Source organism: Wolbachia endosymbiont (group A) of Pogonocherus hispidulus, from assembly GCF_964028195.1.
Taxonomy (GTDB): Bacteria; Pseudomonadota; Alphaproteobacteria; order Rickettsiales; family Anaplasmataceae; genus Wolbachia.
The window spans coordinates 1,629,283-1,652,265 of the sequence record NZ_OZ034750.1 but is presented as its reverse complement, the minus strand read 5'-3'; the positions used below and the strand labels follow the sequence as shown (position 1 = coordinate 1,652,265).

Sequence of the window (22,983 nt, the reverse complement as noted above, 5' to 3'; positions counted from 1 at the left end):
TCTATTTTATCTATTCTTTTGTATATTAAAGTATAGTAGTAATAATAGTTCTATCAACAACTTGTTACTAACTTAAAATTCAGTAAAAATTGGCGTTGTTTAATTTGTGGATAAATATGTTAACAACTTCTATATGCTATTGATTTTCTGTTATGATTTATGTGTATAAGTAAGATGTTCAGAGTGTTAGTAATTTTCTTTTATGGAAAATATTTTACCATCATGCATTGTTACATAACTATGTATATGTCGTTGAAAAAATTGTTGATCAATTGTTGGTATTTTATATCAACAAATAATTCACAAATTAATTTGACATTATTCACATGCTTATTAAACATTTAATAACAGTTTTCTTGATAAATCTGATCTGAAAACGTTTTTGCCATTACAGGGAATAAATTGAGTAAAAAAAGAACCTTAGTAGAAAGAATAGCATATAGAATTTTTCTCTTCCTTTTCAAAAAAGCTTCTGTGTTGAAAAAGTGTGCGACTGAAGCATTAATGAAAGATCTGCCAGACCTTAATATATTTAATGGTCTATTAAAATTCCGCGATTGTGGTATAATGGATATAATGACTCCACGTACAGAGATATGCGCAGTAGACATTGAGTCAAGCGAGCGTGAAATAATAAAGAAGATAAAAAACACTTGCCACACTAAAATACCAATTTATAGAAATAACTTTGATAACGTAATAGGCTTTTTTTATGTAAAAGATGTTATTTTTAATAGGGATAAAAATTTTAATCTGAGAAATATTATACAAAGCGTAATATTTGTTCCGCCCTCGATGAAGACAACTAATCTTTTTGTTAGGATGAAATCTTCTAAATCATACTTAGCTATTGTATTGGATGAATATGGTGGAACTGATGGTTTAATTTCAATGACCGATCTTATAGAGGAGCTAATATCAAACATTGATAGTGAAAACGAAATAAATTCAGAATATACCATTACTGAATTGTCTCAAAATAAGTTTGAAGTGTCAGCAAGGGTTCTTATAAAGGATATAGAGGAGAATCTAAAGATAGAATTACGTGACCCTGAAGAAGACTATGTTACACTTGGTGGTTTAATTCTTTCGGTTGCTGGTAAAGTGCCTTCTGTAGATGAAGTCATTAAATATAAAAATGGTATGAAGTTTATCATCAAAGATGCAAATGAGCGCTACATTAATAAAATAGTACTAGACTTAAGTGATTACAAAAATTAGATTTGGTACCCCTTGTTGGGGAATGTCTTGCCTTGAAACGAAGAAAAAGTTGTAATAACCAAATATGCAACTCAAGTTATAGTTAAACCTATCTCCAGCAAATTATTTTCGCAAGTACAATGCATTTCAGTGTTATAGTACTCTAATAATAAAGAGGTCATATAGATATTAATATCTTTTGTATTTAAATTAGTGTCATTTTTTTTGATTAATTTGTCTACTAATGATTTGCTTATTGGTTTGTGTTCATTTAGAATTTTTATGGTTAATAGCATTTTATTTTCTGTTTGACTCAGTAAAACAGACACTAGTTCAACTTCCGCCACTGCACTGGCTATAGTTAGCACCATATTAGAAATTATCTTATTTATCTTTTCAATTAAATCTTCCTTATTTTTTGCAGAATATGCATCTATTTTCCACATGAGCTTTACTTTTTTTTTAATAAGTAATTTTCGATATTAGATTTGGTCTGATCAAAGCTGTAATTATCTGCTGAAGAAGAATATGCCTGCTTCATAACTTTATGTTTATATATTAAATCATCGGAGCTTTCTTTAAGCAGCGACAATGCTTCCTTCTGTATATCAGCATCATTCTTATCTATTACTCCAAGCTCTTCTAAGCTAAACATTATCCCATTCATAGAGTTAGCAAAGTCATGAAGCAGCCGTCCTGATAGCAGCTCTATTGTTAACAGTATGTTTTTGATATTTTTGTTCATTGGATAATTATAAATGATTTAAGTTACCCTATATTGATAAGCACATAATAGTCAATTAAGAGAAAGTTTCGTTGCACTTTTTATATCAAGGCATTAATATAGTATTAACAATTTTAAAATTTATAGAAGGATTATGAATACTTATATCAGATCAGGAATAGATCTTGAACTATATAATAAGTTAATAAAAGAAGTCAAGCCTATTGCTCAAGAAACTGCTAGAGAAGAAGTAATCAGCGAAATAGGTTCATTTTCTGCGTTGTTTGATTTTGCTGCACTAAGTAAGAAGTATGACCATCCAGTACTCGTTTCCTCAACTGATGGAGTAGGTACGAAACTGTTGATAGCTCAAGAAGTGAATAGGCATGATACTATAGGTATAGATTTAGTTGCAATGTGTGTAAATGACTTACTTGCACAAGGAGCAACGCCTTTATTTTTTCTTGATTACTTTGCAACAGGCATTTTGAGCAAGGACGTTTTATTATCTGTGGTCCAGGGCATTGCAAAGGGGTGCAAGCAAGCTAAAATAGCATTGGTTGGTGGAGAAACCGCAGAAATGCCTGGAATGTATGGTAATAATCACTATGACCTTGCAGGGTTTGTGGTTGGTGTAGTTGATCGAAAGCAAATTCTTCCAAACTGTAGCATGATGAAAGCAGGTGATTATATAGTTGGCTTAGAGTCAAGTGGAATTCACTCAAATGGGTTTTCTTTGGTGCGCCATATTTTCAAAAGCTTAGGTATAAATTATAACGACTCATCTCCATGGAATAATCAGCTTTGGAAAGAAGTGTTGCTCGAACCAACAAAAATATATGTTGATTCTTTGTTGCCTATTATGCCAAAGGTAAAAGGCATTGCACATATAACAGGTGGTGGCTTGATAGATAATATTCCGCGGATTCTTCCAAAAAACTTATTTGCAAACATAGACATTAATTCCTGGAAATGGCCAGATATATTTTTATGGCTAACAAAGGAGGGTAAAATAGAGAAGAAAGAAATGCTAAAAACATTTAATTGTGGTATTGGCATGGTATTGATCGTAAGTCCTGAGAATATGCAAAACGTGAAAAATCATTTCCAAAAACGTGGAGAAAAAATTGAAATTATTGGAAAACTTGATGAGGCATGTAACCCTCCACTTGATAGAGTAGTATTTAGTTAACCTAACTTTACTGACAGTCTTTTTGCAACTTCTAGGTACGCTTTCTTTAAATCTCCTAAATTCAAACGAAAGACGTCTTTATCTAGCTTTTTATAAGTATTTTTATCCCATAACCTGCAGTTATCAGGGCTGATTTCATCGGCTAAAATGATTTTAGTACTGTCATTTATTAATCTGCCAAATTCTAACTTGAGATCAACTAAATATATACTTGCATTTGAAAATAGGTGGACTAAGATTTCGTTGATTTTTAAAGTTGTAGTTTTAACTTCATCCATTTCTTTGCTAGATAGCCAATCAAAATACAGTATGTGATTTTCATTCACCATTGGGTCGGCTAGGTCATCATTTTTGTAAAAAAACTCGATTATAGGAGATGTAAGTGCCTCACCTTCTTTGATATTAAAACGTTTGCAAAAGCTGCCAGCTGCAACATTTCTAACTACCACCTCAAGAGGTATTATCTTGAGCTTTTTGACTAGCTGTTCTCTTTCGTTTAGAGTTTTTATAAAGTGCGTGCTAGTTCCTGCTTCTTCAAGCTTTTCCATGATAAAAGCACTAACATGATTATTAATTATTCCTTTGCCCTCAATAATTTCATATTTTTCCTTATTGAATGCTGTAACATCATCTTTAAAGTGCTGTATAACAGTTGATGAGTCTTCAGTTTCAATAATGGCTTTCGCTTTACCTTCGTATATTGTTTTATTCAGTGACATGCTTAATTTAACTATATATTATATCAATTTACTGTTCTTAGAGTATAGCTCCAAATAACTTAAAATAAACCTTAATGGCATTCAATGTTACAATATTAACAGTATTTCCAGAAATGTTCCCCGGGTTTTTGAACTATTCTCTTGCCGGAAAAGCGTTAGAAAAAAAAATATGGAACCTTGAAGTAATAAATATTCGTTCTTTTGCGAAAGATAAACATTCAACTGTGGATGATGTTCCATATGGAGGTGGAGCAGGAATGGTTATGCGTTCTGATGTAGTTGGTGATGCAGTAGATAGTATGCTCTCTGTTCATAAAAACACTAAGTTTGTTTACATGACTCCATCTGGAACTAAGTTTAATCAGAATATTGCCAGAGAATTATTAGAGTTTCCTCATATAACAATATTGTGTGGTCGATTTGAAGGTATTGACCAAAGGATAATTGATGCGTATACTCCTTATGAATTAAGTATCGGAGATTATATACTTTCAGGAGGTGAGCCAGCTGCGATGGTGGTTCTCGATGCATGCATTAGACTTCTTCCAGGTGTAGTAAATAATACTGATAGTATTACTGAAGAAAGTTTTAATTATGGTGGTGGTATACTTGAATATCCTCAATATACTAGACCTGAGCAGTGGAAGGGATATAAAGTACCTGAGGTTTTGTTATCTGGCAATCACAAAAAAATAAGTGATTGGAGGCAGAAGCAGTCTCATGTTATAACAAAAAAGCGTAGGCCTGAATTATTGAATGGAGAGATAAATGACAAATTTACTTAAAAAATTTAACGAACAGCAAATGCAAGTGTTAGCTAAAGAAATACCAGAATTTCGTCCTGGCGATGATTTGAAGGTCACTTTTAAAGTAGTTGACGGTGCAAGTGAACGTATACAGATATTTGAAGGTGTATGTATATCAAAAAGGAACCGCGGGTTACATTCTTCTTTTGCAGTCAGAAAAGTGAGCCATGGAGAAAGTATAGTGTCTCAATTTTTTGTTTATTCTCCTGCACTGGTTTCAGTGCAAGTGACAAGAAAAGGAAAGGTTCGTAGAGCAAAACTGTATTATCTGTGCAAACTATTTGGAAAAGCTGCAAGGATCAAAGAGCGTACTACTTATGTTAAAAAGAAATCTAAGTAGATACAATAGGGAGTGATGTCAATTGTGTCATCCCAGCACTTTCCAGTGTCATTCCAGTGCTTGACACTGCCTTTGTGTTTGAGGCAAAAGTGGCTATAACATTTAACACACTGCCTTCGCAAACAAGTGTTCGTACGGCTGTGTGTCAGCTACTTGAATGACAAAAGAAAAATAAATGAGTATAAAGAAAAAATTCCTTAAATTACTTCAGTCAAGGCGTGTACATGCTCGTATAAAAAGGAAAAATAAAAAGAACAGAGCGTTACGCTTTTGTTCTTTCACGGCACTAGTTATCTCACTTGGCTGTCCTGTGTGTATATTGTTGAGTATATTAGTTAACTCTTACAGTGCCTTAACAGTAACGAAAATTTTATTGCCAATTGAAATAAGTGCTGATCTTACTTTAACAAATAATCCTGGTGATTTGCGGTATAAGTCCATTGGCTTACTCAACGATTCTTTACGTAAGGTGTTTAAAGGAACTGATTTTAAAGACAGTGACGAAATTTTAAGTCGTAATTCTTACAAAGAACTAGAGAAATTTTTTTGTAAGAAAGTAAAAGATAGTGGTGAATATGAGATCTGGTTTACCGCGTCAAGTATAATTAATTCAATAAATAAAGATAAACATTTGAATGATCGTTATGCTAAATTACTTGATTGGCTAAAAGAAAAGAGGAGAGTGAAAAAATTTTTTAATAAGTCTTTATTCCTTAAATCTGACTCTCGTGAACCTGAGAATGCAGGGATTTTAGGGGCATTTATCGGTTCATTAATGACAATTATAGTGTGCCTAGCATTAGCATTACCAATAGGAATTATGTCGGGCATCTGTCTTTACGAATTTATGCCTAAAAATAGGCTAATGACTAATATTGTAGAAATTAGCATGAATAATCTTGCTGCAGTGCCTTCAATAATATTTGGTGTAGTGGGCTTAACTCTCTATCTTGGCATATTTGGGCTACCACGCTCTTCACCACTTGTTGGTGGAATGACTCTTTCATTTATGATGTTACCTAATATTATAATTGCAACAAAAAATGCCTTTGCGAATGTTCCTATTACGATAAAAGATGCAGCGTTTGCGCTCGGTGCACCTCACATCAAGGTGATATTAGATCACTCTTTACCGATTGCGTTACCAAGAATAATACATGGTACTGTGCTTGCAATTGCAAGGATTTTAGGTGAATCTTCTCCTTTACTTATGATGGGTATGGTGGCATTTATTGCTGATACACCTACGTCCTTTTTCGATCCGGCGACTGTTCTGCCTGTACAAATATACATATGGTCAAGTAGTCCTGAAATTGCATTTATTGAACTTGCTGCTATTGCAATTATAGCTTTATTATTGGTGTTATTTGCGTTAAATTTAATAGCAAATTTTGTAAAAAGGAAATTCGAATTTTTTAATTTTTAGCAATTCATGAAAATCACAGTCCTATCTGGTTATGGCTTAAATTGCGAAAAAGAAACTGCATTTGCATTTATGGAATGCAGCAGAAAACTTGGTATTAGTAATATTGAAGTAAAAATCGTTCACATTAATGATATTATAGATAATCCAGGTAAACTGAAATTAAGCAATATACTTGCAATTCCAGGAGGTTTTTCCTATGGTGATGACACTGGTGCTGGTAATGCGTTTGCTTTACGTATTAAAAACAACTTGTTGGATGAGTTTCAAGAGTTTTTATCTCAGGACAAGCTGATTATAGGAATATGTAATGGTTGTCAGATATTAGTAAAATTAATTCCAGAGTTCTCTAATCTAGCTTTAATCCATAATGATATAGGCAATTATCAATGCCGTTGGATTAGAGTGAGAGTTAATCCGCAGAGTAATTCTGTTTGGCTACGGGGCCTGAGTGAACTATATCTCCCTATTGCTCATGGGGAAGGCAAATTTTTTATGGATCAAGATATTTTGAACCAATTGATTGAGAGCAATTCCACCGCATTACGTTACATTGATGAAAATGGCAACTATGCTAATCTGCAATTTCCTCACAATCCGAACGGATCTACATACGACCTAGCAGCTTTATCAGATAAAAGTGGAAGAGTGCTAGCTTTAATGCCCCATCCAGAAAGGGGAATATTTTTTACCCAGCAAGATAATTGGCCTCTTGAAAAAGAAAAGAGCAAGCGTTTAGGTGTTGCTGTGCCAAAATATGGTGATGGAATGCTTATATTTGAAAATGCACTAAAGTATTTTTGTTAAAATTTATTGGTAGGGGTTTATGGTCGAAATTGAACAAATATCTCCTGATATTGCAGAAAATTTATGCTGCAAGATTACAGCTGATTTATCAGAGTATTTTGGTTTGCCAGAGTGTAATAAGCATTATGCTGTGGGTGTTTGTTCTTGCGAAAATTTAGCTGCAAAAATTGATGGAAACTATATCGGACTTCTCAGTTTAGATTTTCCCTATCCTAATCAAAGCTAATGCACAAGAACTACTCAGGATATATGGAAGTTAACTCATTAGACTTCTTGTATAGTTTTTGGCAACAACCGTTAGAAACGAAAAAACTTACTTGACAAACTCCGCCAGCCCCCTTATCATGAAACTGAAGCTATTTATTTATCTTCGCAATCTGTGCAGGTTAATGACAAAAAACTTAGGGTATTTGGCGTCTCATGTTTAATTTTTCGCACTACGTGCATCGCATGTCTTTAAAAATTTCTAGGTTTTTACCTATATAAGCCGAAACGCGCTTACAAAGCGTTTAAGACAGCAAAAAACGTCAAATTGACAAGGGAGAATTTGAATACTAGCTACTCTGGGTTTTCTTTGCCTTTTTTCCTGCTTAGTAAATTTCTTAAACACTTGCGGTGTAGGTTAGTTGCAAGTTAAAAGCAGCTAAATCGCTCTTAATCAAGCGTTTTAGAATAAAAAAAACGCCGATATTTTAGTACATAGTAAATAGCCAACCACCACGGGGCTTCTTTTGCCTTTTTTTTTATTTGGTAAATTTCTTAATGTTTATGGCTAAACGACAACCGTCATCCCTGTAAAGGTCAAGTAATTCGTCATTCCGCTATGTGTTAGCGCCGCGGCGGTATGACGGTTCGCGGTGGTATCTCGTCATCCCGCTACTTGTTAGCGGGATCTAGAGATACCGCGGCAGTTGTAAGTTAAAAATATGTTATAAAAGAAACAAGAGGGAAGATAACTCTACTCACTATAGGAATAGCGGGCGTGTGCGACCGACGCGGCGTTGGCAACCGTTTATATCAAGGTACACTAGCCCTCGATACGTTTGAATAGTTGCATGGGACATATGTATGCACCCGTTTACAATCTTAAATCAATAAACTATCGAGGTTATTAATATGGTTACATCTTATCAAAACTTTATTGGTATTGACATCGGAAAATTTAAAAATGTTGTTGCGGTTCACACACAGAAGAGTGTTGTCGAATTTGATAATAATGCTTCTGGTTAGCAACAATTGTTTAAAAAGTTTTCAGATATCTTACCTAATTCTTTAGTGACTTTAGAAAACACAGGGAATTGGTTTATCGCATTTTCTTAGATAAAGATCTAGAGTTACAGAAGCGCCAAAAAATTCTGAGAACAGTACCAGGCAAAGTTATCTCAAGATTTTGTGTGTCTGATGCCAGAGCTTGGCTACTTAAACAGAAAAGAAGTAGCAAGTCTTGCTGGCGCATCCAAAAGAAAGTGGAAAAGCTATTGGTTATCGAAGAATAACAGGCGGTAGAAGCAATGTTCGTACTAACGGCTGCAATGGCTGCTGCAAAGTCCAAATCTGTTGTTTGATATAAAATTTTTCTATGATAAATTAGGGTGTTTATTGTCAAAAATGCATTTTCTAATTGAATAAAAATACAAAATTATAAACAAGAGTTGTAATAAAACTAAATTTAAAAAATTTAAAAAAAATATAGTTGATATGACGTAGGGAAACCTTTCTTGGGTTAGCTACAGCAGCTTGCAAACCATTCAGAAAAGGGAAGACAAAACTATAAAAAACCATAGGCGCCAGATGGTTTTTAGCTAAAGTCAAGTGTCTGGAATTTTAGGCATAAAATCCCCCATATGAACAAGATTCAGAAAAAATGCAACGTACATTGGGCAGAGATTAAGTATATGTATACACGCTGAAGAAGATACGCCACATTTTTAACTGAAATTTAGATGAAAAGTCTGCAGACGGAGACAAATTTTGAGCTCGAGAAATATCTCTAATTGTCATTATAATGAGGTTTCAAGTATGCGGAAGTAATTTTTTTAGTTAAAGTAAAAAAAAATTTCTGCTATAGCACGAATCAAACCACTAAGTAGCAGGAGACCTTGCATGACCTCCAAAAAATGCTTTTACTTTTTCTAAGCAGGTAGGTGGCTCTGGAGGAATTGCTATATCATCTATCACAGCACTTACTGCTTCCTTTATATCATCATCTGTGATTAACTCTCTTAATTTCTGTTTTATAGGACCCCTTCCAACTTCTTGACCATACCTACCATAATAATCTACATACAGCTTATTAAAGACAAATTGTTTTGCCTCTCCTATTAACTTTTCTATACTACCTTTTACTCCAAGATCCATATCATTTTCAGAATAGAAATTATCAAAGTTGTCTTTTAAAACCTTTAGCCTTTTACTTTCACAATGCGCAAGAAACTCTTCTGTAATGCTTGGCATTCTTTCGTACACTTGAGCGTTTACCTCAACTGTAAAGTTATTTTTAGCTTCAAGACAACTAAGTGAATAAATAATACGATTAAACATTCCAAGGTGAATGCACCATTTCCTTCTTTTAAACGCATCAGTAACATGCACTTTAGAAAATCTGTATCTAACTTTTGATCCTTAGCTGCAGTCAAAACTAAATTTGCAGCTTGTGTGAGAGTAAGGCTAGTTTTTGATTCTCTATAAGCTGCTCCGTTGGAACCATTAAAGTTAAGATAAAGTTTTAATTGCTCTTTTTGTTGAGTTGTAAGCTCATCTGAATTATTTATGTAGTCTTCAAACTCTTTATTGAGTATATTTGGTTGAGCTCCAAATTTCTGTTTTAACTCTTGAGCGCATTGGAGAATACTATGTTCAAAACTATTCGTGTGAACACTCTGACTACTAGTGCCCACATCACTTACATTAAACAAAAAGCTTAGCTGCTTTTCAAGAAGTGCCACTGGGATTAATAATACAGCATTTATAAGCACAAGAAATATGTTAATACCTGGTATCCTTCCGTCACTGTTCAGTAGCAGCCACCGATTAAGGGCAGATATTTTCGATGCACAGTACAAAAATGGTAATTGAATGCAATATATCAAATATATAGAGAAAAACAAAATTTTATCTTTTAATCCTATTGTTGGGTCATTATATACTTCAGAAAAAATGCTATCATCACTGTTTTCATTTTTGAAAGATTGATAGCTGCCTGTAATTTTTTCTGTAAAAATAGAACAAAGCTTATGTATGCCATAGCATGCAACACAGGCAGCAAGAAAAATTGCAATTGTTCCAAAAGCGGCTAATACCTCACTTGAGGTTTTTGCAAGAAGGAATGCATAAAGCGCATTAATAAAGATATCAAGTAAATATTCAGATAAAAACAATGCTCCAATAAATGCTCCAATAGCGGAAACAAATAGTAAAATATACCCACAAACAACCAAAAATATTTTTAACCTCGGATTCATAACCTTCACTTAATAATTTGTTAATATAATCTATTTTAGAAATAAATTGAAAAAAATGCAAGTTTTTATGTTAAAAGATCAATTGAAATTTCTGAGTTTAGGGTATATTGTTAATCTATTCAGATAAAAATTATTGTGTCAAACAAAATAGGTTTTTGGGCTATTTTTGCCTTAGTGATTAGTAGCCAAATTGGCTCTGGAATTTTTATGCTTCCAATTAGCCTTGCTCCATATGGCGCTTATAGCCTTATAAGCTGGATAATATCAGGGCTTGGTGCTATATCTCTTGCTTTGGTTTTTGCCTTACTCTGTGCAAAATTTCCAGAAACGGGTGGCCCTCACGTTTATGTAAAGCATGCTTTTGGCCCTGCTGCAGCTTTCTTTGTTGGTTGGACATATTGGGTGATTTCATGGGTTAGCACGACAGCAGTAATCGTTGCAAGTACTGGCTATCTTACTTCGCTTTTTCATGGAGATATTCAAAATATACGCTTATTTTTAGAAATACTATTATTTACGATCATTACACTAATAAATTTAAGAGGTGTCACTACTGCTGGATGTGTTGAGCTTTTATTGATGACTGTCAAAATTACCGCACTGCTTGCTATACCAGTAACAGCGTTGTTTTTCTTTGATAGGAATAATTTTATCATAAGTGAGGAAATATCAAGCCTCACGATGTCTCAAGTCCTTGCTCGCTCTACACTACTCACTCTATGGTGTTTTATTGGACTTGAATCAGCAACAACACCTGCAGGATCAGTCAATGATCCAGCAAAGACTATACCAAGAGCCATAGTACTTGGCACAATCTCTGTTGCAGTTATATATTTCATTAATAGCCTTTCAATCATGGGATTGATAAACGGCAATGATCTAGTTAATTCAAAAGCGCCGTATGTTGACGCAATAAAAATTATGTTTCCAGGTAATTGGCATTTGATCATTTCTATTGTTGCTTTTATTGTTTGTGTTGGCAGTTTAAATGCTTGGGTACTAGCTAGTGGACAAGTGGCCCTTGGCCTTGCAGAAGATAAACTGATGCCACAGTTCTTTGCTAAAAGAAACAAGCACGGTTCTCCTTTCTGGGGCATAATAATTAGCTCTGTTGGCACTTCAATTTTACTAATTCTTACTTCAAGCAACAATTTTGCTAAGCAGATCACATCAATTATCGACTTTTCTGTAGTTTCATTTTTATTTGTTTACCTTGCATGCAGCCTTGCTTTTCTCAAGGTTATTATAAAGGAGAGAAATTATTACAAGCTTTTAATTGGCAGTATAGCAACAACCTTTTGCTGCTGGGTAATATTTGAAACTTCTGTGAATACCTTGCTGATCGCAAGCTTATTCACCGCAAGTGGCATACCTCTTTATTTATTTTGGTATCGCAGAGTTTCTGTATAGCAAATGTTATAGCTAGAGATAATTTTTAAATGATTGATATTTATGAACCACGACTTTTCTTGTTGTCCACTTGTTCAACATTACCCTTCTCAAGTTTACTATCTACTTCTTTTGCGCGTTCATCATCTACACTAGTCTCATCTTTTATCTTACTGGAGTGACCTGCTTGCGATTTTTCATATGCTTCCATGTTGTCATATATAGGGTTACTGATGATTTCTATTTTTTCAGGTGTGAAAATCCTTGCTAAAAATCTCCCTATTATTGGTATTGATCTTAAGAAATCTCTTAGCTTTGAAGATTCTTGTCTTTTGTTTAGGAACTGTTGGTCTATTTTAGGGTTTTTTACACCATACTTTTTATCATCAAAATTTATTGCAGGCTTTCTTTTTTTCGAAAGAACATTTTGAGCCTTTAATCCATAGATTCTTTCAGGCCCTTGAGGTGTAGACATTGCAAGTTTAACCTTAGTTTCATCGTATTCTTTATTCATCTTTCACTTTATTATGTAATATTACTAATATTGCATAATAATAGCTAAATTACAATTAATTGCAAGGTAAAAATATTAAAACAATTGTAAATTTTGTCAGTGAAAATATAATATAATTTTAAAGTTAGAGGTTCATCTATATGGGATACAAAATTGCTGTTATTGGAGCAACCGGAAGAGTAGGGCGTGAGGTGTTAAGCACGCTTGCTGAGTTTCAAGATGAGGCAATAGATTCTGTTATTGCACTTGCATCGAAAAAATCAGAAGGGAAGAAGGTGAGTTTTGGTGACAAAGAGTTAACAGTTTTATGCCTTGAGGATTATGACTTCGTTGGAACTAATGTAGCCATTTTCTGTGCCGGATCTCATGTTTCTGAGAAACACGTACCGACTGCAATTGAGGCTGGGTGCATCGTAATAGATAACACTTCCCATTTTAGAATGAAAGAAGGTGTGCCACTCATTATTCCAGAGATTAATAAAGAAAAAATTATGGAATATAAAAACCACAACATAATATCCAACCCAAACTGTACTACAATACAGATGCTGCTAGTACTACATCTATTACACCAGAAAGCAAAAATAAAGAGAATCGTTGCTTCAACTTATCAATCAACTTCTGGTGCAGGTAAAGCAGCAATGGATGAACTTTATAATCAGACAAAAAAAATCTTCATGAATGAGACTAAAAAGCCTGAGATATTCCCTAAGCAAATAGCGTTTAATTGCATTCCCCATATAGGGGAATTCATGGAAAATGGTTCTACAGAAGAAGAATGGAAAATGCAAGAGGAGACAAAAAAAATTTTAGAGGAAGATATAAAAGTTACTGCAACTTGTGTAAGGGTACCTGTCTTTATCGGTCACGCTATGGCAGTAAATGTAGAATTTGATCAACATATCACTGAAGAACAAGCTCGTGAAATGCTAAGTGAAGCCGAAGATAGTGGAGTTTTAGTGTACAACAGGCGTGAAGACAGTGAATACGTAACTCAAATTGATGTTGTACAGGAGAATGCTGTATATGTATCGCGTATTAGAAGAGACAATACTGTTGAGCACGGATTAAATATGTGGATAGTGGCTGATAACCTGCGCAAAGGCGCAGCATTAAATATAGTGCAGATTCTTGAGATTCTAATAAGAGAGACTCAATAACTTAAATCTATATTGACATGTCCCATTTTACGCTTATCTCTAACCTCTTTTTTCCCATATATGGTTAAACTAGCTTTTTCGTTGCTCAAATACTTATGAGAATCATATATATCGTTACCTATTATATTTTTCGTCATACAAGGAAAGCGTAATACTACTTCCTGCATAGGTAGCCCGCATATTATCCTAACTAGCTGTTCAAATTGACTAACGTTACATGCATCCAAGCTCCAGTGACAAGAATTGTGAGGTCTGGGAGCTAGTTCATTAACTAACAATTCGTTATCTTTAGTAACAAAAAATTCAATAGCCAGAATTCCTATTACATCAAGCGCATTTGCTATTTTCTTTGCAGTTTGTTGTACCTCTTGAGTTAATTTGCTATCTATTTTAGCTGGCACTGTTGAAGTATCAAGTATTCCATCAACGTGGTAATTTTCTGCTATAGGAAAAAAAGCTACTTTACCGTTTTTATCTCTTGCAACGACTATTGAAACCTCTTTCAGTAAATCAACACTTGCTTCAAGAATGTACTCTGTATTCCAATCAAAGGAAGCAAATTGCTTCACTTCAGAATCATTCTCAAGCACATATTGCCCTTTTCCATCGTAACCCATTTCTGTTGTTTTCAGCCTTGTTGGATAGCCAAAAGCTCTACTGCTTTCTAATAGCTCATTATAATTTTGTATACTTTTGTATTCAGCAGTTTTTATACTCAAGCTTCTAATGAAATCTTTCTCTCTAAGCCTATTTTGCGCAATGTGTAACGCTTTTTTACCCGGATAAAAATTTACATTGATATCAATTGTGCTACATGGAATATTTTCAGACTCAATAGTGACCAAATCCACACTCTGTGCAAAAGATTCAAGCGCTTTCTTATCAGAGAAATCTGCTATTGTGAAATCATCAGCAACAGAGCAAGCCGGATCGTCCTTAGCACTGGCAAAAACATGTGTTTTTTGTCCAAGTTTTGTTGCAGCGATAGCAGCCATTTTACCTAATTGTCCACCACCTATTATTCCTATTACTTTTTTGCTAAGCGCATCTGGTTCATTCATACTATAAATTGATATTTCCTAATTAAAGTATACTTGAAAAATCTATGAAAAAAGTATATAATTAAAATACTATCTTTTTATCATGAATATTCTATAATGATAGAGTACACACTAACTACCAACTTTGTTGAAGTTACAGTTTTACCAATTTATATTGAAGAGCAATCCATTCCTTATGAAAATTGCTATGTATGGATGTATAACGTTAAGATAAAAAACAAAAGCCAATCAACTATTCAATTATTAAGTCGTCATTGGCAAATAATAGATTATAAGGGAAAAATAAATGAAATTGCCGGAGTTGGTGTTATCGGAGAACAACCTGTGATAAAATCTGGAGAGGTATTCAAATACACAAGTGGAGCATACTTAAATGCACCGTCAGGAATAATGCAGGGTAAGTATGAATTTCTGAATGAAGAAAGCATAAAAATTTTTGAGGTTATGATGCCACCCTTTTCTTTGGATAGTCCATACGTCAACACTAGACCCCATTAACTATCAAAATAGTTTATTTTTTATCCTTATCATCAAGTGTAAATAAGGTTATTGTAGAGATTAAGCCTATTATAACTATTATCAACGAAAATGGGGCAGCTTCTCTATAGCGCTCATCGCTTACAAGTTCATATATTCTAGTTGATATAGTTTCAAAATTAAATGGTCTTATAATGAGTGTTGCTGTGAGCTCCTTGATAGTATCCATAAATACGAGCAAAAATCCCGATAATATACTTTTCTTGATGAGAGGGATATGAACATTCAAACATGTGGAAATAGGCCCATGACCCATGGTATATGCAGTCCACTCAATTTCATTTGGTGTTTTTTTGAGCCCTGATTCTACCGCCTTGAAAGATATAGCAAAAAAACGAAATAAATATGAGTAAACTAATGCGCCAATAGTTCCTACCAAGCTAATTTCCACAACATATTGAGTAATGAAAGAGGATATTTTGCTTAAAAATATTATTATACTAATTGCGATAATTGCACTTGGAATTGCGTAGCCTAAAGAAATGAGACGTGCTACATTATTGATTACCTTATTTTTACGCGCCGTATATCCAATAATTATTGCAATGCTAATTGAGATTAGTGCGGTAATAACTGATAAACTAATGCTATTTGCTATTATATTATAGAATCTTGCTTCATATATGAAAAACCCCTTCTCTATGCTCCAATATATGAGTGGAATCATTGGCAAAATAAAACCTATCAATATTGGTAATGCACACATAACATAAATGCAAATTAACGGTATAGCACCACTTACACTCCGTTTGTTGTGATAATTTGCATTAGTGTTGATTGAAGAGTAAGATATTCCTTTTTTTTGTAGTTTTTTTTCGATAGCTATTAGTGTTGCAACGAAAATCAATTCTGCAACTGCCAAAACAGTAGTTGAATATTTGTCATGCAGTAAAAACCAGGTGCGATATATTCCTGTCGTGAAAGTATCAATAGCAAGAAACTGTGGTGTGCCGAAATCCGTAATTACCTCCATTAGTACCAAGGACAACCCAGCTATAATCGATGGGCGTATGGAGGGTATGATGACAGAAAACAGGCTCTTCAATGAGGAGAACCCAAGTGTTGATGCAATAGTGACTGAGTTACTAACATTCTTTAGACTTGAGCGGACTAACATATAAACGTATGGATATAGGCTGAATCCCATTACTAATATTCCACCACCTAGGGATTTTATTTCAGGAAACCAATAGTCACCTTTGCTCCACTCTAAAATGTCTCTTAATGAGCTCTGCACCGGACCTGAAAATTCTAGTGTATTTACATAGACGAACGCTACTATATATCCAGGAATCGATATCGGAAAGAACAAAGCAATCTCAAAAATTTTACTTCCAGGAAATGAAAAAAATGTGGTGAGCCATGCTGGAATCACTCCAAATATGAAGGATATCCCCCCCACTCCTATCATCAAAATTAACGTACTCAGTATATATTCAGGGAAAAGTGTGCTGATTACCCATCCAGAATTTGCTGATTCTGTAAATAGAATCGATATTAACGATAGTATAGGACAGACGAATAATATGCTTACTAAAAATAAGAATATATTTTTAAATACTCTCAAAAACATTAATTTGGATCTATATTTGATATTAAAATGTTATATGTAAAAACTGAAGATATCCAGTAATTATAGCTAACCCAAGAAAGGTTTCCCTACGTCATATCGCGATTCATTCCACAACTGTACGAACATTCGTTTGTGAAAGCAGTGTGTTAAATGTTATAGCAGGTTTTGCCTCAAACACAAAGGCAGTGCCCAGACACTGGGATCCAGAAAAATTGATTGTAAACAAACGACTGTACAACATTTTCAATAAAATTACAAAAAAGCTGGATCCCAAGATCGTGATGGTGCTCTAAATCTTTTTACTCAAGCTAAACGAAAAGCTCCAACGCTACAAAGGTTTTTTGCTGATCAGAGATATATTGGTAAATTGCAAAATTACTGTTTATTGAAAACAGGATACGATTACTAAAAAAGCAGCTGATGCTGTAGGATTTCAAGTTATTCCTAAACGGTGGATTGTTGAAAGAACTTTTGCTTGGCTTTCCAATTTTAGACGTATGAGCAAGGATTATTCCTCTTACTTCAAAAACTAATATCTCCTTTAATATGATTACTATTATGCTTGCTAAATTAGCTGCTTAGCTCCTTTCAAGACAGGTTCTAAGGAGTAATTGAATTTACGATTTTATGTGTCTTCCAGTGACAACCAAAAATCTTCAGTACCAATTTGATTATCGGAGCAAGAAAAATTTTTAATTTTGCTATAAAACCAAAGTAATAAAGAGAGGCTTGTTTGAGTGAACTAGCAGTATTGCTGACAATACATCTTAAATGTATATTTTCATCTTTAAAATTTTTATGAACCTCTGCAGCTACATATCCGCCAAAGCAATCCCCAAATAATATTATCTGGCTTTATATTATTTTTTAACAAATCAGTGACAACTGCAATACCTGATTCAACTCTATCGTTACGAAACGTAAAAGAGCTTTTGCTCTTGCCTAAGCCAGGGTAATTAAATAAACATACAGTAATATCTTGGTCTGTAGCCCATTGCCAATTTTGCAAATCCAATTCTTTAGATTTTATAATACGATTTCCTCCACCTACGAAATAAACTAAGTATTTTCTGTCTTGTTGATCTACCCTTTTATAGGGAATTGTAATTGTCTGGATTTTCATCCCTCCTCGAGTTTTTACAAACCCTTCCTTAGTTTTAATTCCTTCTACTACTGCCATATCTTAGTCCTCACTATATTAATTTAACAGTACATAAAATCTTAAAGAAAGTCAATGAAATATTGATCCTTATGAACAAAATCAACTTTTTAAAATTCATTGAACTGTGCTTTCAAACGGTGGTGCCGGGGTGTGAGTATAATAATCATCGGTACATAAAAGTCATAGCAGATAGGCTAGAAGCAGCGAGTACTGGTGAAGTGAGACGAATAATATTCAATATGCCTCCGCGTTCAATGAAATCTATGTGTGTAAGTGTTGCGTGGCCCGCATGGATACTGGGAAATCAGCCAACTGCAAGAATAATAGTTGCAAGCTACTCTCGGCTGCTTAGCGAAAAGCACTCGCTCGATACAAGATGTATAATGCAGTCTAGTTGGTATAGAGAGCTATTTCCAGAGGTAGAACTATCCAAAGATCAGAATACCAAATACAAATTCCAAACAGTGCAGAGAGGATGCAGAATTGCAACATCAGTTGGGGGAACATTAACTGGTGAGGGGGGAGATTTCATTATCGTGGATGATCCACTAAGCTCCGCTCAAGCTTTGAGCGAAACGTTTAGAAAGCGTGCTACAAACTGGTTTGACCAGACTCTAGTGCCAAGGCTCAACGATAGAAAAAAAGGAGTCATCGTTCTTGTGATGCATAGGCTACATCAGGAAGATTTAACTGAGCATCTTCTCTCTAAACCAAAAAACATATGGCATCATATTTGTTTGCCAATAATAGCTGAAAATAAGGAGATTGTTTATTCAATCAAAAAGCCAGCGCATCCTGTTTCTGTCATCCAAGTAACTGCAACCAGGCAGTTGTATAATACAACAGCATCATGCACTGCACCTGCAATGATACTATACTCAAGAGAAGAAGGTCAGTTGCTATATCCCCTCTATGGAGGAAAAGAAGAAGTTGAGATGATAAAAGCTGAACTTGGGAGTTATGCTTTTGCTGCTCAATATCAACAGAACCCTCTGCCACTTTCAAGTGGTATAATTAAACGAGAGTGGCTGAAGCGCTATAGAAATTTTCCTGATAGTCTCTCATATGTCACTCAGAGCTGGGATACTGCGGTTTCAACGAACAATTCTAGCAACTTTAGCGTCTGCACTACCTGGGCAAAAACAGACAACAAATTCTATTTACTTGATGTATATCGCGCAAAGCTTGAGTATCCAAAGCTTAAAGAGCAAGTTCTGTCACTAGCTGCAAGATGGATGCCACACGCAATTTTAATCGAAGCAAAAACAAGTGGTCAACAATTAACACAAGAGCTAAAAGCAAACAGTAATTTACCCATTATTGAAATAGTGCCACACAATGACAAACTCTCTCGATTTTATCAGATTGCTCCGATTATAGAGTCTGGCAAGGTTTTTCTGCCGCACCAAGCAGTATGGCTGAACGATTTTGAGTATGAGATTTTAATGTTTCCGGAAGCTCGCCACGATGACCAAGTGGATAGTACCGTGCAATATCTGCAGTGGGTGAGAAAAACTAACACCAGCGTTTTCAGGGTCAGGGATTTTACCTCCGATTCTGTTTGAGGTAGTTATGGTGAAGTAAGGGAAACCAATCCCAGCGTCACGCGCTGGGATTATAAAGGTCAAGTAAAGGGAATTCTTACTTATTATAGCTATAACACTGAAGTTTACAATCAGAACAAACCACTTGGCCACGTGGAACTGACTTCAGTTCATCAGTTGAAACTTGATTTGAGCAGAGTATGCATTTTATTGTGTTGCTTGGAGTAAGTGAGTTATCAACAGCAATTCTATCATCAAAAACAAAACACTCACCTTCCCAATTACCGTTTTTATTATAAGTTTTTTCAAGGTAAGAAAGAATGCCGCCTTTCAGGTGGTACACATTGTTAAATCCAAGATTTTTCATGTACGCTGTTGATTTTTCGCATCTAATCCCACCAGTGCAGTACATAGCTACTTTCAGGTCTTTACTCTCAGAGAAAGACTTTGCCCACTCAGGAAAATCGCGAAAACGCTGAGTATGTGGATTAATTGCATTTTTAAACTTGCCTAATTTCACTTCATACTCATTTCTTGTGTCTATTACTAAAACGTCAGGTTGAGAAGTAAAATCATCCCAATGCTCTGGATCAACATATTTACCCTTAAGGGAAATATCAAGATTGCTTACACCAAGATTCACAATCTCTCTTTTTAATTTTACCTTCATCTTGCTAAATGGTTGATATTCTGCTGCACTCTCTTTCCATGTAAGGTCCCTTAGCCTATAATCAGAACGTAGAAAATCGAATATTTTATCAATCGCGTTTCTTTCACCAGATACGGTTGCATTAATACCCTCTTCTGCAAGGAGTATAGTACCCTTTAATTCAATGTTGTCGCATGCAGTTTTTATTTCGTCTTTCATGTCATAATAATTAGAGAGTTCTACAAAGTGATAGAAAGTTGCAATGACGAAGCTCATGATTATTCACTTATCAACTAAAAACATGATATACAAAATTATAAAGATATTCAATAGTACGGCTGTTATAGCTAAAGTGGCTTGGGTTTACCTACAATTTGAAAAACAACAAATTCGTCATTTCGCTACTCGTTAGCGGAATCTATGCTGAGATACCGTGAATGAATCCATAGCTGTACGAACATTGTGATTTGAGAGCAATTTCCACAAGGGAGGATGTCATCCCAGTGCTTGACACTGGGAATCCAGCCTTTATTATTTGGTTGAAATTAAGTCTTCTGGATCCCAGTGTCAAGCACTGGGATGACATCATCATAAAGGAACCAGTGTCAGCTACTTGAATGACATCATAGGGGCGCTGGCCTGACAATCGTCATCCCGCTGCTTGTTAGCGGGATCTATGCTAAAGGAGGTACTTGGATAACAAGAAATATAGGTACTGGAATTGCAAAGAGTTTGCAAATATTAGTTATTACCTGTAGGATATAGAGAAATTAGTAAGGATTTTAATAGGAATAATATGCCATCTGTTACTTTTGTTTTACCTGATGGGAGTAAGAAAAGCTATGAAGCTGCAGAGGGAGAAACTCTGCTTAATTTAGCCCACAGAAGTGATCAAGATCTGCTTGAAGGTGCATGTGAAGGCTCTCTTGCTTGTTCTACATGCCACGTGATTGTTGATCCAGAATTTTATGATGCTGTAGAAACGCATAATCCCATATCTGATGAGGAAAACGATATGTTAGATCTAGCCTTCGGCTTAACAGAGACATCAAGACTTGGGTGCCAAATAAAAATCACAAAAGATATCGACGGCTTGTGTGTAACCATACCAAGGGGTACAAGAAATATATCATTGGATAAACAGGGGAGTGATTAGCTATGCGTAAGATTTTTATCTATATTATCATCTCTTTACTTTTGTTTATTCCTGTAGCGTATAGTGGTTTTTGGTATTTTTCTGCATGTAAGGTAAAAAATCTTTTAGCTGAAACAATACTATACATTAACGACGAAAAGTTTGATATTTCACATGATTTTAGTGGACTTCCTTCTAACCTAATTTTCCGTGTGACAAACCCAAAATTTTCCAATGAGCAATTAACCATCTCATCTGATGCTTTATTGATAAAAAATAGATTGTTTGATAAATCAGTATATATCTACATACCAAGCAATGAAGTCAACATTGTTGTTCATGGTGATGAGAAAAAGAATATAAAATGCCACACAAACGATAGCAGCCACTTTGTTGTTAGACTAAATGATTTACCATCTTCATTGCGATTCAACAGAAATAGTACCGTGATAGACTATATAGATACACTTCGTTACGAAGATTATGGATTAAAATGTGATGTTTCAGAAAATCAGCAAAGTGTTATAACTGAAGTGAATGATAAAAGCAATTACATTCAATTTCACCTCGATAAAGAACCAAGTGGAAATACTAAACTAGGATTTGATTTTTATACTTATCGGTATAAAAATACTGCAAGTCCTGAAAGTTACCTTAGTATCGACACTAAATTTGATTACGAATTTGTAAACCACATCTCAGCTTCCAGAGTTAATTTCAACATAGAGAAATTTTTAATTCAAAGTAATAATTTTTCTCTTGCTGCAGATGGTGGAATGCAAAATTATAATTTGGTTACGTCTTCATTCAAAGACAAAATCAACGTGGCTATATCAAATTATAAAGAATTAATCTCGTTTATGATTGGTGACTCAAAAACTTCAGATGCGTTTGAAAAATTAATGTCTTCCTTATCAGAAAAAACAACTGATGACGGCATTCAATTTTCAATAAAGTACGATGATGATGTAGGGTCAAGCTTTATTGGAAAGTTATCCACCACTGATTTTATGAACCAACTCAGTAAAATAACCCAATTAACCAAGAATGAGAGCAGTAGTTAGTTTACTTTTCATATTGATATTTCACTCAGGCGTAAACGCTTTTACTCTGGATAATAAACTCAGAGATAAAAGCATGGAAAAACGAGCAACCAGTTTATTTGAAATAATAAGGTGTCCAATATGTTCTGGCGAATCATTGTCTGAATCTGGATCTCAGATTGCGTATGATATGCGGGAAGCAATTCGTAAAAAAATCAATGATGGATACACAGATGAAGAGATAATCTCAGAGTTAAAAAATTCTTACGGCAATTCAATTATAACTACCCCACCTAGCACTTACATTTTGTGGTTTATTCCACTCACAACTCTGCTTATTGGGTGTTTTCTAATACAAAGATACATCAATACAACCACTTAAACCTTTTATATATAGCTAAAGTAACTTAGATTTACCGACAACCGTCATCCCGCTGCTTGTTAGCGGGATCTAGAGATACCGCGGCGGTATGACGGTTAAGTAAGAGATCTATGCTAAGAGATACCGCGGCGGTATGACGTAGGAAAACCTTTCTTGGGTTAG

General features: G+C 34.7%; 27 protein-coding genes and 1 pseudogene. 16 read left to right on the top strand and 12 right to left on the bottom strand.

Features of this window, described 5'->3' with window-relative positions; all coding sequences use genetic code 11:
* Positions 1 to 402 precede the first annotated feature (402 nt).
* A complete protein-coding gene (locus tag ABWU58_RS08090) occupies positions 403 to 1,221 on the top strand; it encodes a transporter associated domain-containing protein (protein ID WP_353283193.1) in 819 nt (272 codons plus the stop codon).
* A gap of 71 nt (positions 1,222 to 1,292) precedes the next feature.
* Here ABWU58_RS08090 and ABWU58_RS08085 read toward each other — a convergent pair whose 3' ends face one another.
* Positions 1,293 to 1,646 (bottom strand): hypothetical protein, encoded by a 354-nt coding sequence (locus tag ABWU58_RS08085; RefSeq protein ID WP_353283192.1) that lies wholly within the window; start codon positions 1,644 to 1,646, stop codon positions 1,293 to 1,295.
* Positions 1,647 to 1,651: 5 nt separating this feature from the next.
* Entirely contained in the window at positions 1,652 to 1,945 is a 294-nt protein-coding gene (locus ABWU58_RS08080; RefSeq protein ID WP_353283191.1) for a hypothetical protein, read from the bottom strand.
* Between the two features lie 133 nt (positions 1,946 to 2,078).
* On the opposite strand from ABWU58_RS08080, the gene purM reads away from it, so the two are divergent.
* Entirely contained in the window at positions 2,079 to 3,116 is a 1,038-nt protein-coding gene (gene purM, locus ABWU58_RS08075; protein WP_353283190.1) for a phosphoribosylformylglycinamidine cyclo-ligase, read from the top strand.
* Here the strand turns inward: purM and purC are convergent.
* Positions 3,113 to 3,835, bottom strand: coding sequence for a phosphoribosylaminoimidazolesuccinocarboxamide synthase (gene purC, locus ABWU58_RS08070; RefSeq protein WP_353283189.1), 723 nt, complete (start codon positions 3,833 to 3,835; stop codon positions 3,113 to 3,115). The genes purM and purC overlap by 4 nt on opposite strands.
* A gap of 74 nt (positions 3,836 to 3,909) precedes the next feature.
* On the opposite strand from purC, the gene trmD reads away from it, so the two are divergent.
* From trmD to ABWU58_RS08040, 6 genes and pseudogenes are all read left to right on the top strand, one after another.
* The gene (gene trmD / locus ABWU58_RS08065) at positions 3,910 to 4,620 is read left to right on the top strand and encodes a tRNA (guanosine(37)-N1)-methyltransferase TrmD (protein ID WP_353283188.1); all 711 of its coding nucleotides are present in this window, start codon (positions 3,910 to 3,912) and stop codon (positions 4,618 to 4,620) included.
* The gene (gene rplS, locus ABWU58_RS08060) at positions 4,604 to 4,981 is read left to right on the top strand and encodes a 50S ribosomal protein L19 (RefSeq protein WP_164225025.1); all 378 of its coding nucleotides are present in this window, start codon (positions 4,604 to 4,606) and stop codon (positions 4,979 to 4,981) included. Before trmD ends, rplS begins: the two co-directional genes overlap by 17 nt.
* 175 nt (positions 4,982 to 5,156) lie before the next feature.
* On the top strand, positions 5,157 to 6,407 hold the full coding sequence (locus ABWU58_RS08055; protein ID WP_353283187.1) for a PstA family ABC transporter permease: 1,251 nt from the start codon (positions 5,157 to 5,159) through the stop codon (positions 6,405 to 6,407).
* 6 nt (positions 6,408 to 6,413) lie between these two features.
* On the top strand, positions 6,414 to 7,211 hold the full coding sequence (locus ABWU58_RS08050; protein WP_353283186.1) for a phosphoribosylformylglycinamidine synthase subunit PurQ: 798 nt from the start codon (positions 6,414 to 6,416) through the stop codon (positions 7,209 to 7,211).
* A 19-nt stretch (positions 7,212 to 7,230) separates the two neighbouring features.
* Entirely contained in the window at positions 7,231 to 7,437 is a 207-nt protein-coding gene (locus ABWU58_RS08045) for a hypothetical protein (RefSeq protein WP_353283185.1), read from the top strand.
* Positions 7,438 to 8,327: 890 nt separating this feature from the next.
* Positions 8,328 to 8,773 (top strand): annotated as a pseudogene (locus ABWU58_RS08040) (IS110 family transposase); the annotation flags it as partial.
* Positions 8,774 to 9,293: 520 nt separating this feature from the next.
* Here the strand turns inward: ABWU58_RS08040 and ABWU58_RS08035 are convergent.
* Together ABWU58_RS08035 and ABWU58_RS08030 are read right to left on the bottom strand one after the other, a co-directional pair.
* Entirely contained in the window at positions 9,294 to 9,677 is a 384-nt protein-coding gene (locus ABWU58_RS08035; RefSeq protein WP_353283184.1) for a hypothetical protein, read from the bottom strand.
* A gap of 8 nt (positions 9,678 to 9,685) precedes the next feature.
* Positions 9,686 to 10,672: a hypothetical protein gene (locus ABWU58_RS08030; protein ID WP_353283183.1), complete on the bottom strand. Its 987-nt coding sequence runs from the start codon at positions 10,670 to 10,672 to the stop codon at positions 9,686 to 9,688.
* 135 nt (positions 10,673 to 10,807) lie between these two features.
* On the opposite strand from ABWU58_RS08030, the gene ABWU58_RS08025 reads away from it, so the two are divergent.
* Entirely contained in the window at positions 10,808 to 12,082 is a 1,275-nt protein-coding gene (locus ABWU58_RS08025; protein ID WP_353283182.1) for an APC family permease, read from the top strand.
* A gap of 40 nt (positions 12,083 to 12,122) precedes the next feature.
* Here the strand turns inward: ABWU58_RS08025 and ABWU58_RS08020 are convergent, their stop codons facing one another.
* Positions 12,123 to 12,575, bottom strand: coding sequence for a hypothetical protein (locus ABWU58_RS08020; RefSeq protein ID WP_353283181.1), 453 nt, complete (start codon positions 12,573 to 12,575; stop codon positions 12,123 to 12,125).
* A 140-nt stretch (positions 12,576 to 12,715) separates the two neighbouring features.
* Between ABWU58_RS08020 and ABWU58_RS08015 the strand changes: the two genes are divergently transcribed.
* Positions 12,716 to 13,735, top strand: coding sequence for an aspartate-semialdehyde dehydrogenase (locus ABWU58_RS08015; RefSeq protein WP_353283180.1), 1,020 nt, complete (start codon positions 12,716 to 12,718; stop codon positions 13,733 to 13,735).
* Here ABWU58_RS08015 and ABWU58_RS08010 read toward each other — a convergent pair.
* Entirely contained in the window at positions 13,729 to 14,796 is a 1,068-nt protein-coding gene (locus ABWU58_RS08010) for a 5-(carboxyamino)imidazole ribonucleotide synthase (RefSeq protein WP_353283179.1), read from the bottom strand. The genes ABWU58_RS08015 and ABWU58_RS08010 overlap by 7 nt on opposite strands.
* A 96-nt stretch (positions 14,797 to 14,892) precedes the next feature.
* On the opposite strand from ABWU58_RS08010, the gene apaG reads away from it, so the two are divergent.
* Entirely contained in the window at positions 14,893 to 15,294 is a 402-nt protein-coding gene (apaG, locus tag ABWU58_RS08005; protein WP_353283178.1) for a Co2+/Mg2+ efflux protein ApaG, read from the top strand.
* A gap of 13 nt (positions 15,295 to 15,307) precedes the next feature.
* Here apaG and ABWU58_RS08000 read toward each other — a convergent pair whose 3' ends face one another.
* Together ABWU58_RS08000 and ABWU58_RS07995 are read right to left on the bottom strand one after the other, a co-directional pair.
* Positions 15,308 to 16,906, bottom strand: coding sequence for an ABC transporter permease (locus ABWU58_RS08000; RefSeq protein ID WP_353283177.1), 1,599 nt, complete (start codon positions 16,904 to 16,906; stop codon positions 15,308 to 15,310).
* Positions 16,907 to 17,009: 103 nt separating this feature from the next.
* Positions 17,010 to 17,132 carry a hypothetical protein gene (locus ABWU58_RS07995; RefSeq protein WP_353283176.1) on the bottom strand — a complete coding sequence of 41 codons (123 nt, stop codon included), beginning with the start codon at positions 17,130 to 17,132 and terminating at the stop codon, positions 17,010 to 17,012.
* 175 nt (positions 17,133 to 17,307) lie between these two features.
* Between ABWU58_RS07995 and ABWU58_RS07990 the strand changes: the two genes are divergently transcribed.
* Positions 17,308 to 17,439, top strand: a complete 132-nt coding sequence (locus ABWU58_RS07990; RefSeq protein WP_410542055.1) for a transposase — start codon at positions 17,308 to 17,310, stop codon at positions 17,437 to 17,439.
* 263 nt (positions 17,440 to 17,702) lie between these two features.
* Here the strand turns inward: ABWU58_RS07990 and ABWU58_RS07985 are convergent, their stop codons facing one another.
* Complete coding sequence (locus ABWU58_RS07985; protein ID WP_353283175.1) at positions 17,703 to 18,086, bottom strand: type IV secretion protein Dot; 384 nt, start codon at positions 18,084 to 18,086, stop codon at positions 17,703 to 17,705.
* A 71-nt stretch (positions 18,087 to 18,157) separates the two neighbouring features.
* On the opposite strand from ABWU58_RS07985, the gene terL reads away from it, so the two are divergent.
* Positions 18,158 to 19,633 carry a phage terminase large subunit gene (terL, locus tag ABWU58_RS07980; RefSeq protein WP_353283174.1) on the top strand — a complete coding sequence of 492 codons (1,476 nt, stop codon included), beginning with the start codon at positions 18,158 to 18,160 and terminating at the stop codon, positions 19,631 to 19,633.
* Positions 19,634 to 19,709: 76 nt separating this feature from the next.
* Here the strand turns inward: terL and ABWU58_RS07975 are convergent, their stop codons facing one another.
* Both ABWU58_RS07975 and ABWU58_RS07970 read right to left on the bottom strand, forming a co-directional pair.
* Complete coding sequence (locus ABWU58_RS07975) at positions 19,710 to 20,537, bottom strand: rhodanese-related sulfurtransferase (protein WP_353283173.1); 828 nt, start codon at positions 20,535 to 20,537, stop codon at positions 19,710 to 19,712.
* A 142-nt stretch (positions 20,538 to 20,679) separates the two neighbouring features.
* Positions 20,680 to 20,907 (bottom strand): hypothetical protein, encoded by a 228-nt coding sequence (locus ABWU58_RS07970; RefSeq protein WP_353283172.1) that lies wholly within the window; start codon positions 20,905 to 20,907, stop codon positions 20,680 to 20,682.
* Positions 20,908 to 21,057: 150 nt separating this feature from the next.
* On the opposite strand from ABWU58_RS07970, the gene ABWU58_RS07965 reads away from it, so the two are divergent.
* Genes ABWU58_RS07965 through ABWU58_RS07955 form a run of 3 tightly spaced genes read left to right on the top strand, consistent with a single transcriptional unit; the run spans position 21,058 to position 22,821 of the window.
* Positions 21,058 to 21,417: a ferredoxin family 2Fe-2S iron-sulfur cluster binding protein gene (locus ABWU58_RS07965; protein WP_353283171.1), complete on the top strand. Its 360-nt coding sequence runs from the start codon at positions 21,058 to 21,060 to the stop codon at positions 21,415 to 21,417.
* 2 nt (positions 21,418 to 21,419) lie between these two features.
* Positions 21,420 to 22,460 (top strand): hypothetical protein, encoded by a 1,041-nt coding sequence (locus ABWU58_RS07960; RefSeq protein WP_353283170.1) that lies wholly within the window; start codon positions 21,420 to 21,422, stop codon positions 22,458 to 22,460.
* Positions 22,444 to 22,821: a cytochrome c-type biogenesis protein CcmH gene (locus tag ABWU58_RS07955; RefSeq protein WP_250294683.1), complete on the top strand. Its 378-nt coding sequence runs from the start codon at positions 22,444 to 22,446 to the stop codon at positions 22,819 to 22,821. The genes ABWU58_RS07960 and ABWU58_RS07955 overlap by 17 nt, the downstream gene beginning before the upstream one ends.
* Positions 22,822 to 22,983 lie beyond the last annotated feature (162 nt).

What these genes read in the sequence shown, in the direction of transcription:
- ABWU58_RS08085 (WP_353283192.1), bottom strand. Translation starts at nt 1,646, where the DNA reads ATGTGGAAAATAGATGCATATTCTGCAAAAAATAAGGAAGATTTAATT.
- ABWU58_RS08080 (WP_353283191.1), bottom strand. Translation starts at nt 1,945, where the DNA reads ATGAACAAAAATATCAAAAACATACTGTTAACAATAGAGCTGCTATCA.
- purM (WP_353283190.1), top strand. Translation starts at nt 2,079, where the DNA reads ATGAATACTTATATCAGATCAGGAATAGATCTTGAACTATATAATAAG.
- purC (WP_353283189.1), bottom strand. Translation starts at nt 3,835, where the DNA reads ATGTCACTGAATAAAACAATATACGAAGGTAAAGCGAAAGCCATTATT.
- trmD (WP_353283188.1), top strand. Translation starts at nt 3,910, where the DNA reads ATGGCATTCAATGTTACAATATTAACAGTATTTCCAGAAATGTTCCCC.
- rplS (WP_164225025.1), top strand. Translation starts at nt 4,604, where the DNA reads ATGACAAATTTACTTAAAAAATTTAACGAACAGCAAATGCAAGTGTTA.
- ABWU58_RS08055 (WP_353283187.1), top strand. Translation starts at nt 5,157, where the DNA reads ATGAGTATAAAGAAAAAATTCCTTAAATTACTTCAGTCAAGGCGTGTA.
- ABWU58_RS08050 (WP_353283186.1), top strand. Translation starts at nt 6,414, where the DNA reads ATGAAAATCACAGTCCTATCTGGTTATGGCTTAAATTGCGAAAAAGAA.
- ABWU58_RS08045 (WP_353283185.1), top strand. Translation starts at nt 7,231, where the DNA reads ATGGTCGAAATTGAACAAATATCTCCTGATATTGCAGAAAATTTATGC.
- ABWU58_RS08030 (WP_353283183.1), bottom strand. Translation starts at nt 10,672, where the DNA reads ATGAATCCGAGGTTAAAAATATTTTTGGTTGTTTGTGGGTATATTTTA.
- ABWU58_RS08020 (WP_353283181.1), bottom strand. Translation starts at nt 12,575, where the DNA reads ATGAATAAAGAATACGATGAAACTAAGGTTAAACTTGCAATGTCTACA.
- ABWU58_RS08015 (WP_353283180.1), top strand. Translation starts at nt 12,716, where the DNA reads ATGGGATACAAAATTGCTGTTATTGGAGCAACCGGAAGAGTAGGGCGT.
- ABWU58_RS08010 (WP_353283179.1), bottom strand. Translation starts at nt 14,796, where the DNA reads ATGAATGAACCAGATGCGCTTAGCAAAAAAGTAATAGGAATAATAGGT.
- apaG (WP_353283178.1), top strand. Translation starts at nt 14,893, where the DNA reads ATGATAGAGTACACACTAACTACCAACTTTGTTGAAGTTACAGTTTTA.
- ABWU58_RS08000 (WP_353283177.1), bottom strand. Translation starts at nt 16,906, where the DNA reads ATGTTTTTGAGAGTATTTAAAAATATATTCTTATTTTTAGTAAGCATA.
- ABWU58_RS07985 (WP_353283175.1), bottom strand. Translation starts at nt 18,086, where the DNA reads ATGGCAGTAGTAGAAGGAATTAAAACTAAGGAAGGGTTTGTAAAAACT.
- terL (WP_353283174.1), top strand. Translation starts at nt 18,158, where the DNA reads ATGAACAAAATCAACTTTTTAAAATTCATTGAACTGTGCTTTCAAACG.
- ABWU58_RS07975 (WP_353283173.1), bottom strand. Translation starts at nt 20,537, where the DNA reads ATGAGCTTCGTCATTGCAACTTTCTATCACTTTGTAGAACTCTCTAAT.
- ABWU58_RS07965 (WP_353283171.1), top strand. Translation starts at nt 21,058, where the DNA reads ATGCCATCTGTTACTTTTGTTTTACCTGATGGGAGTAAGAAAAGCTAT.
- ABWU58_RS07960 (WP_353283170.1), top strand. Translation starts at nt 21,420, where the DNA reads ATGCGTAAGATTTTTATCTATATTATCATCTCTTTACTTTTGTTTATT.
- ABWU58_RS07955 (WP_250294683.1), top strand. Translation starts at nt 22,444, where the DNA reads ATGAGAGCAGTAGTTAGTTTACTTTTCATATTGATATTTCACTCAGGC.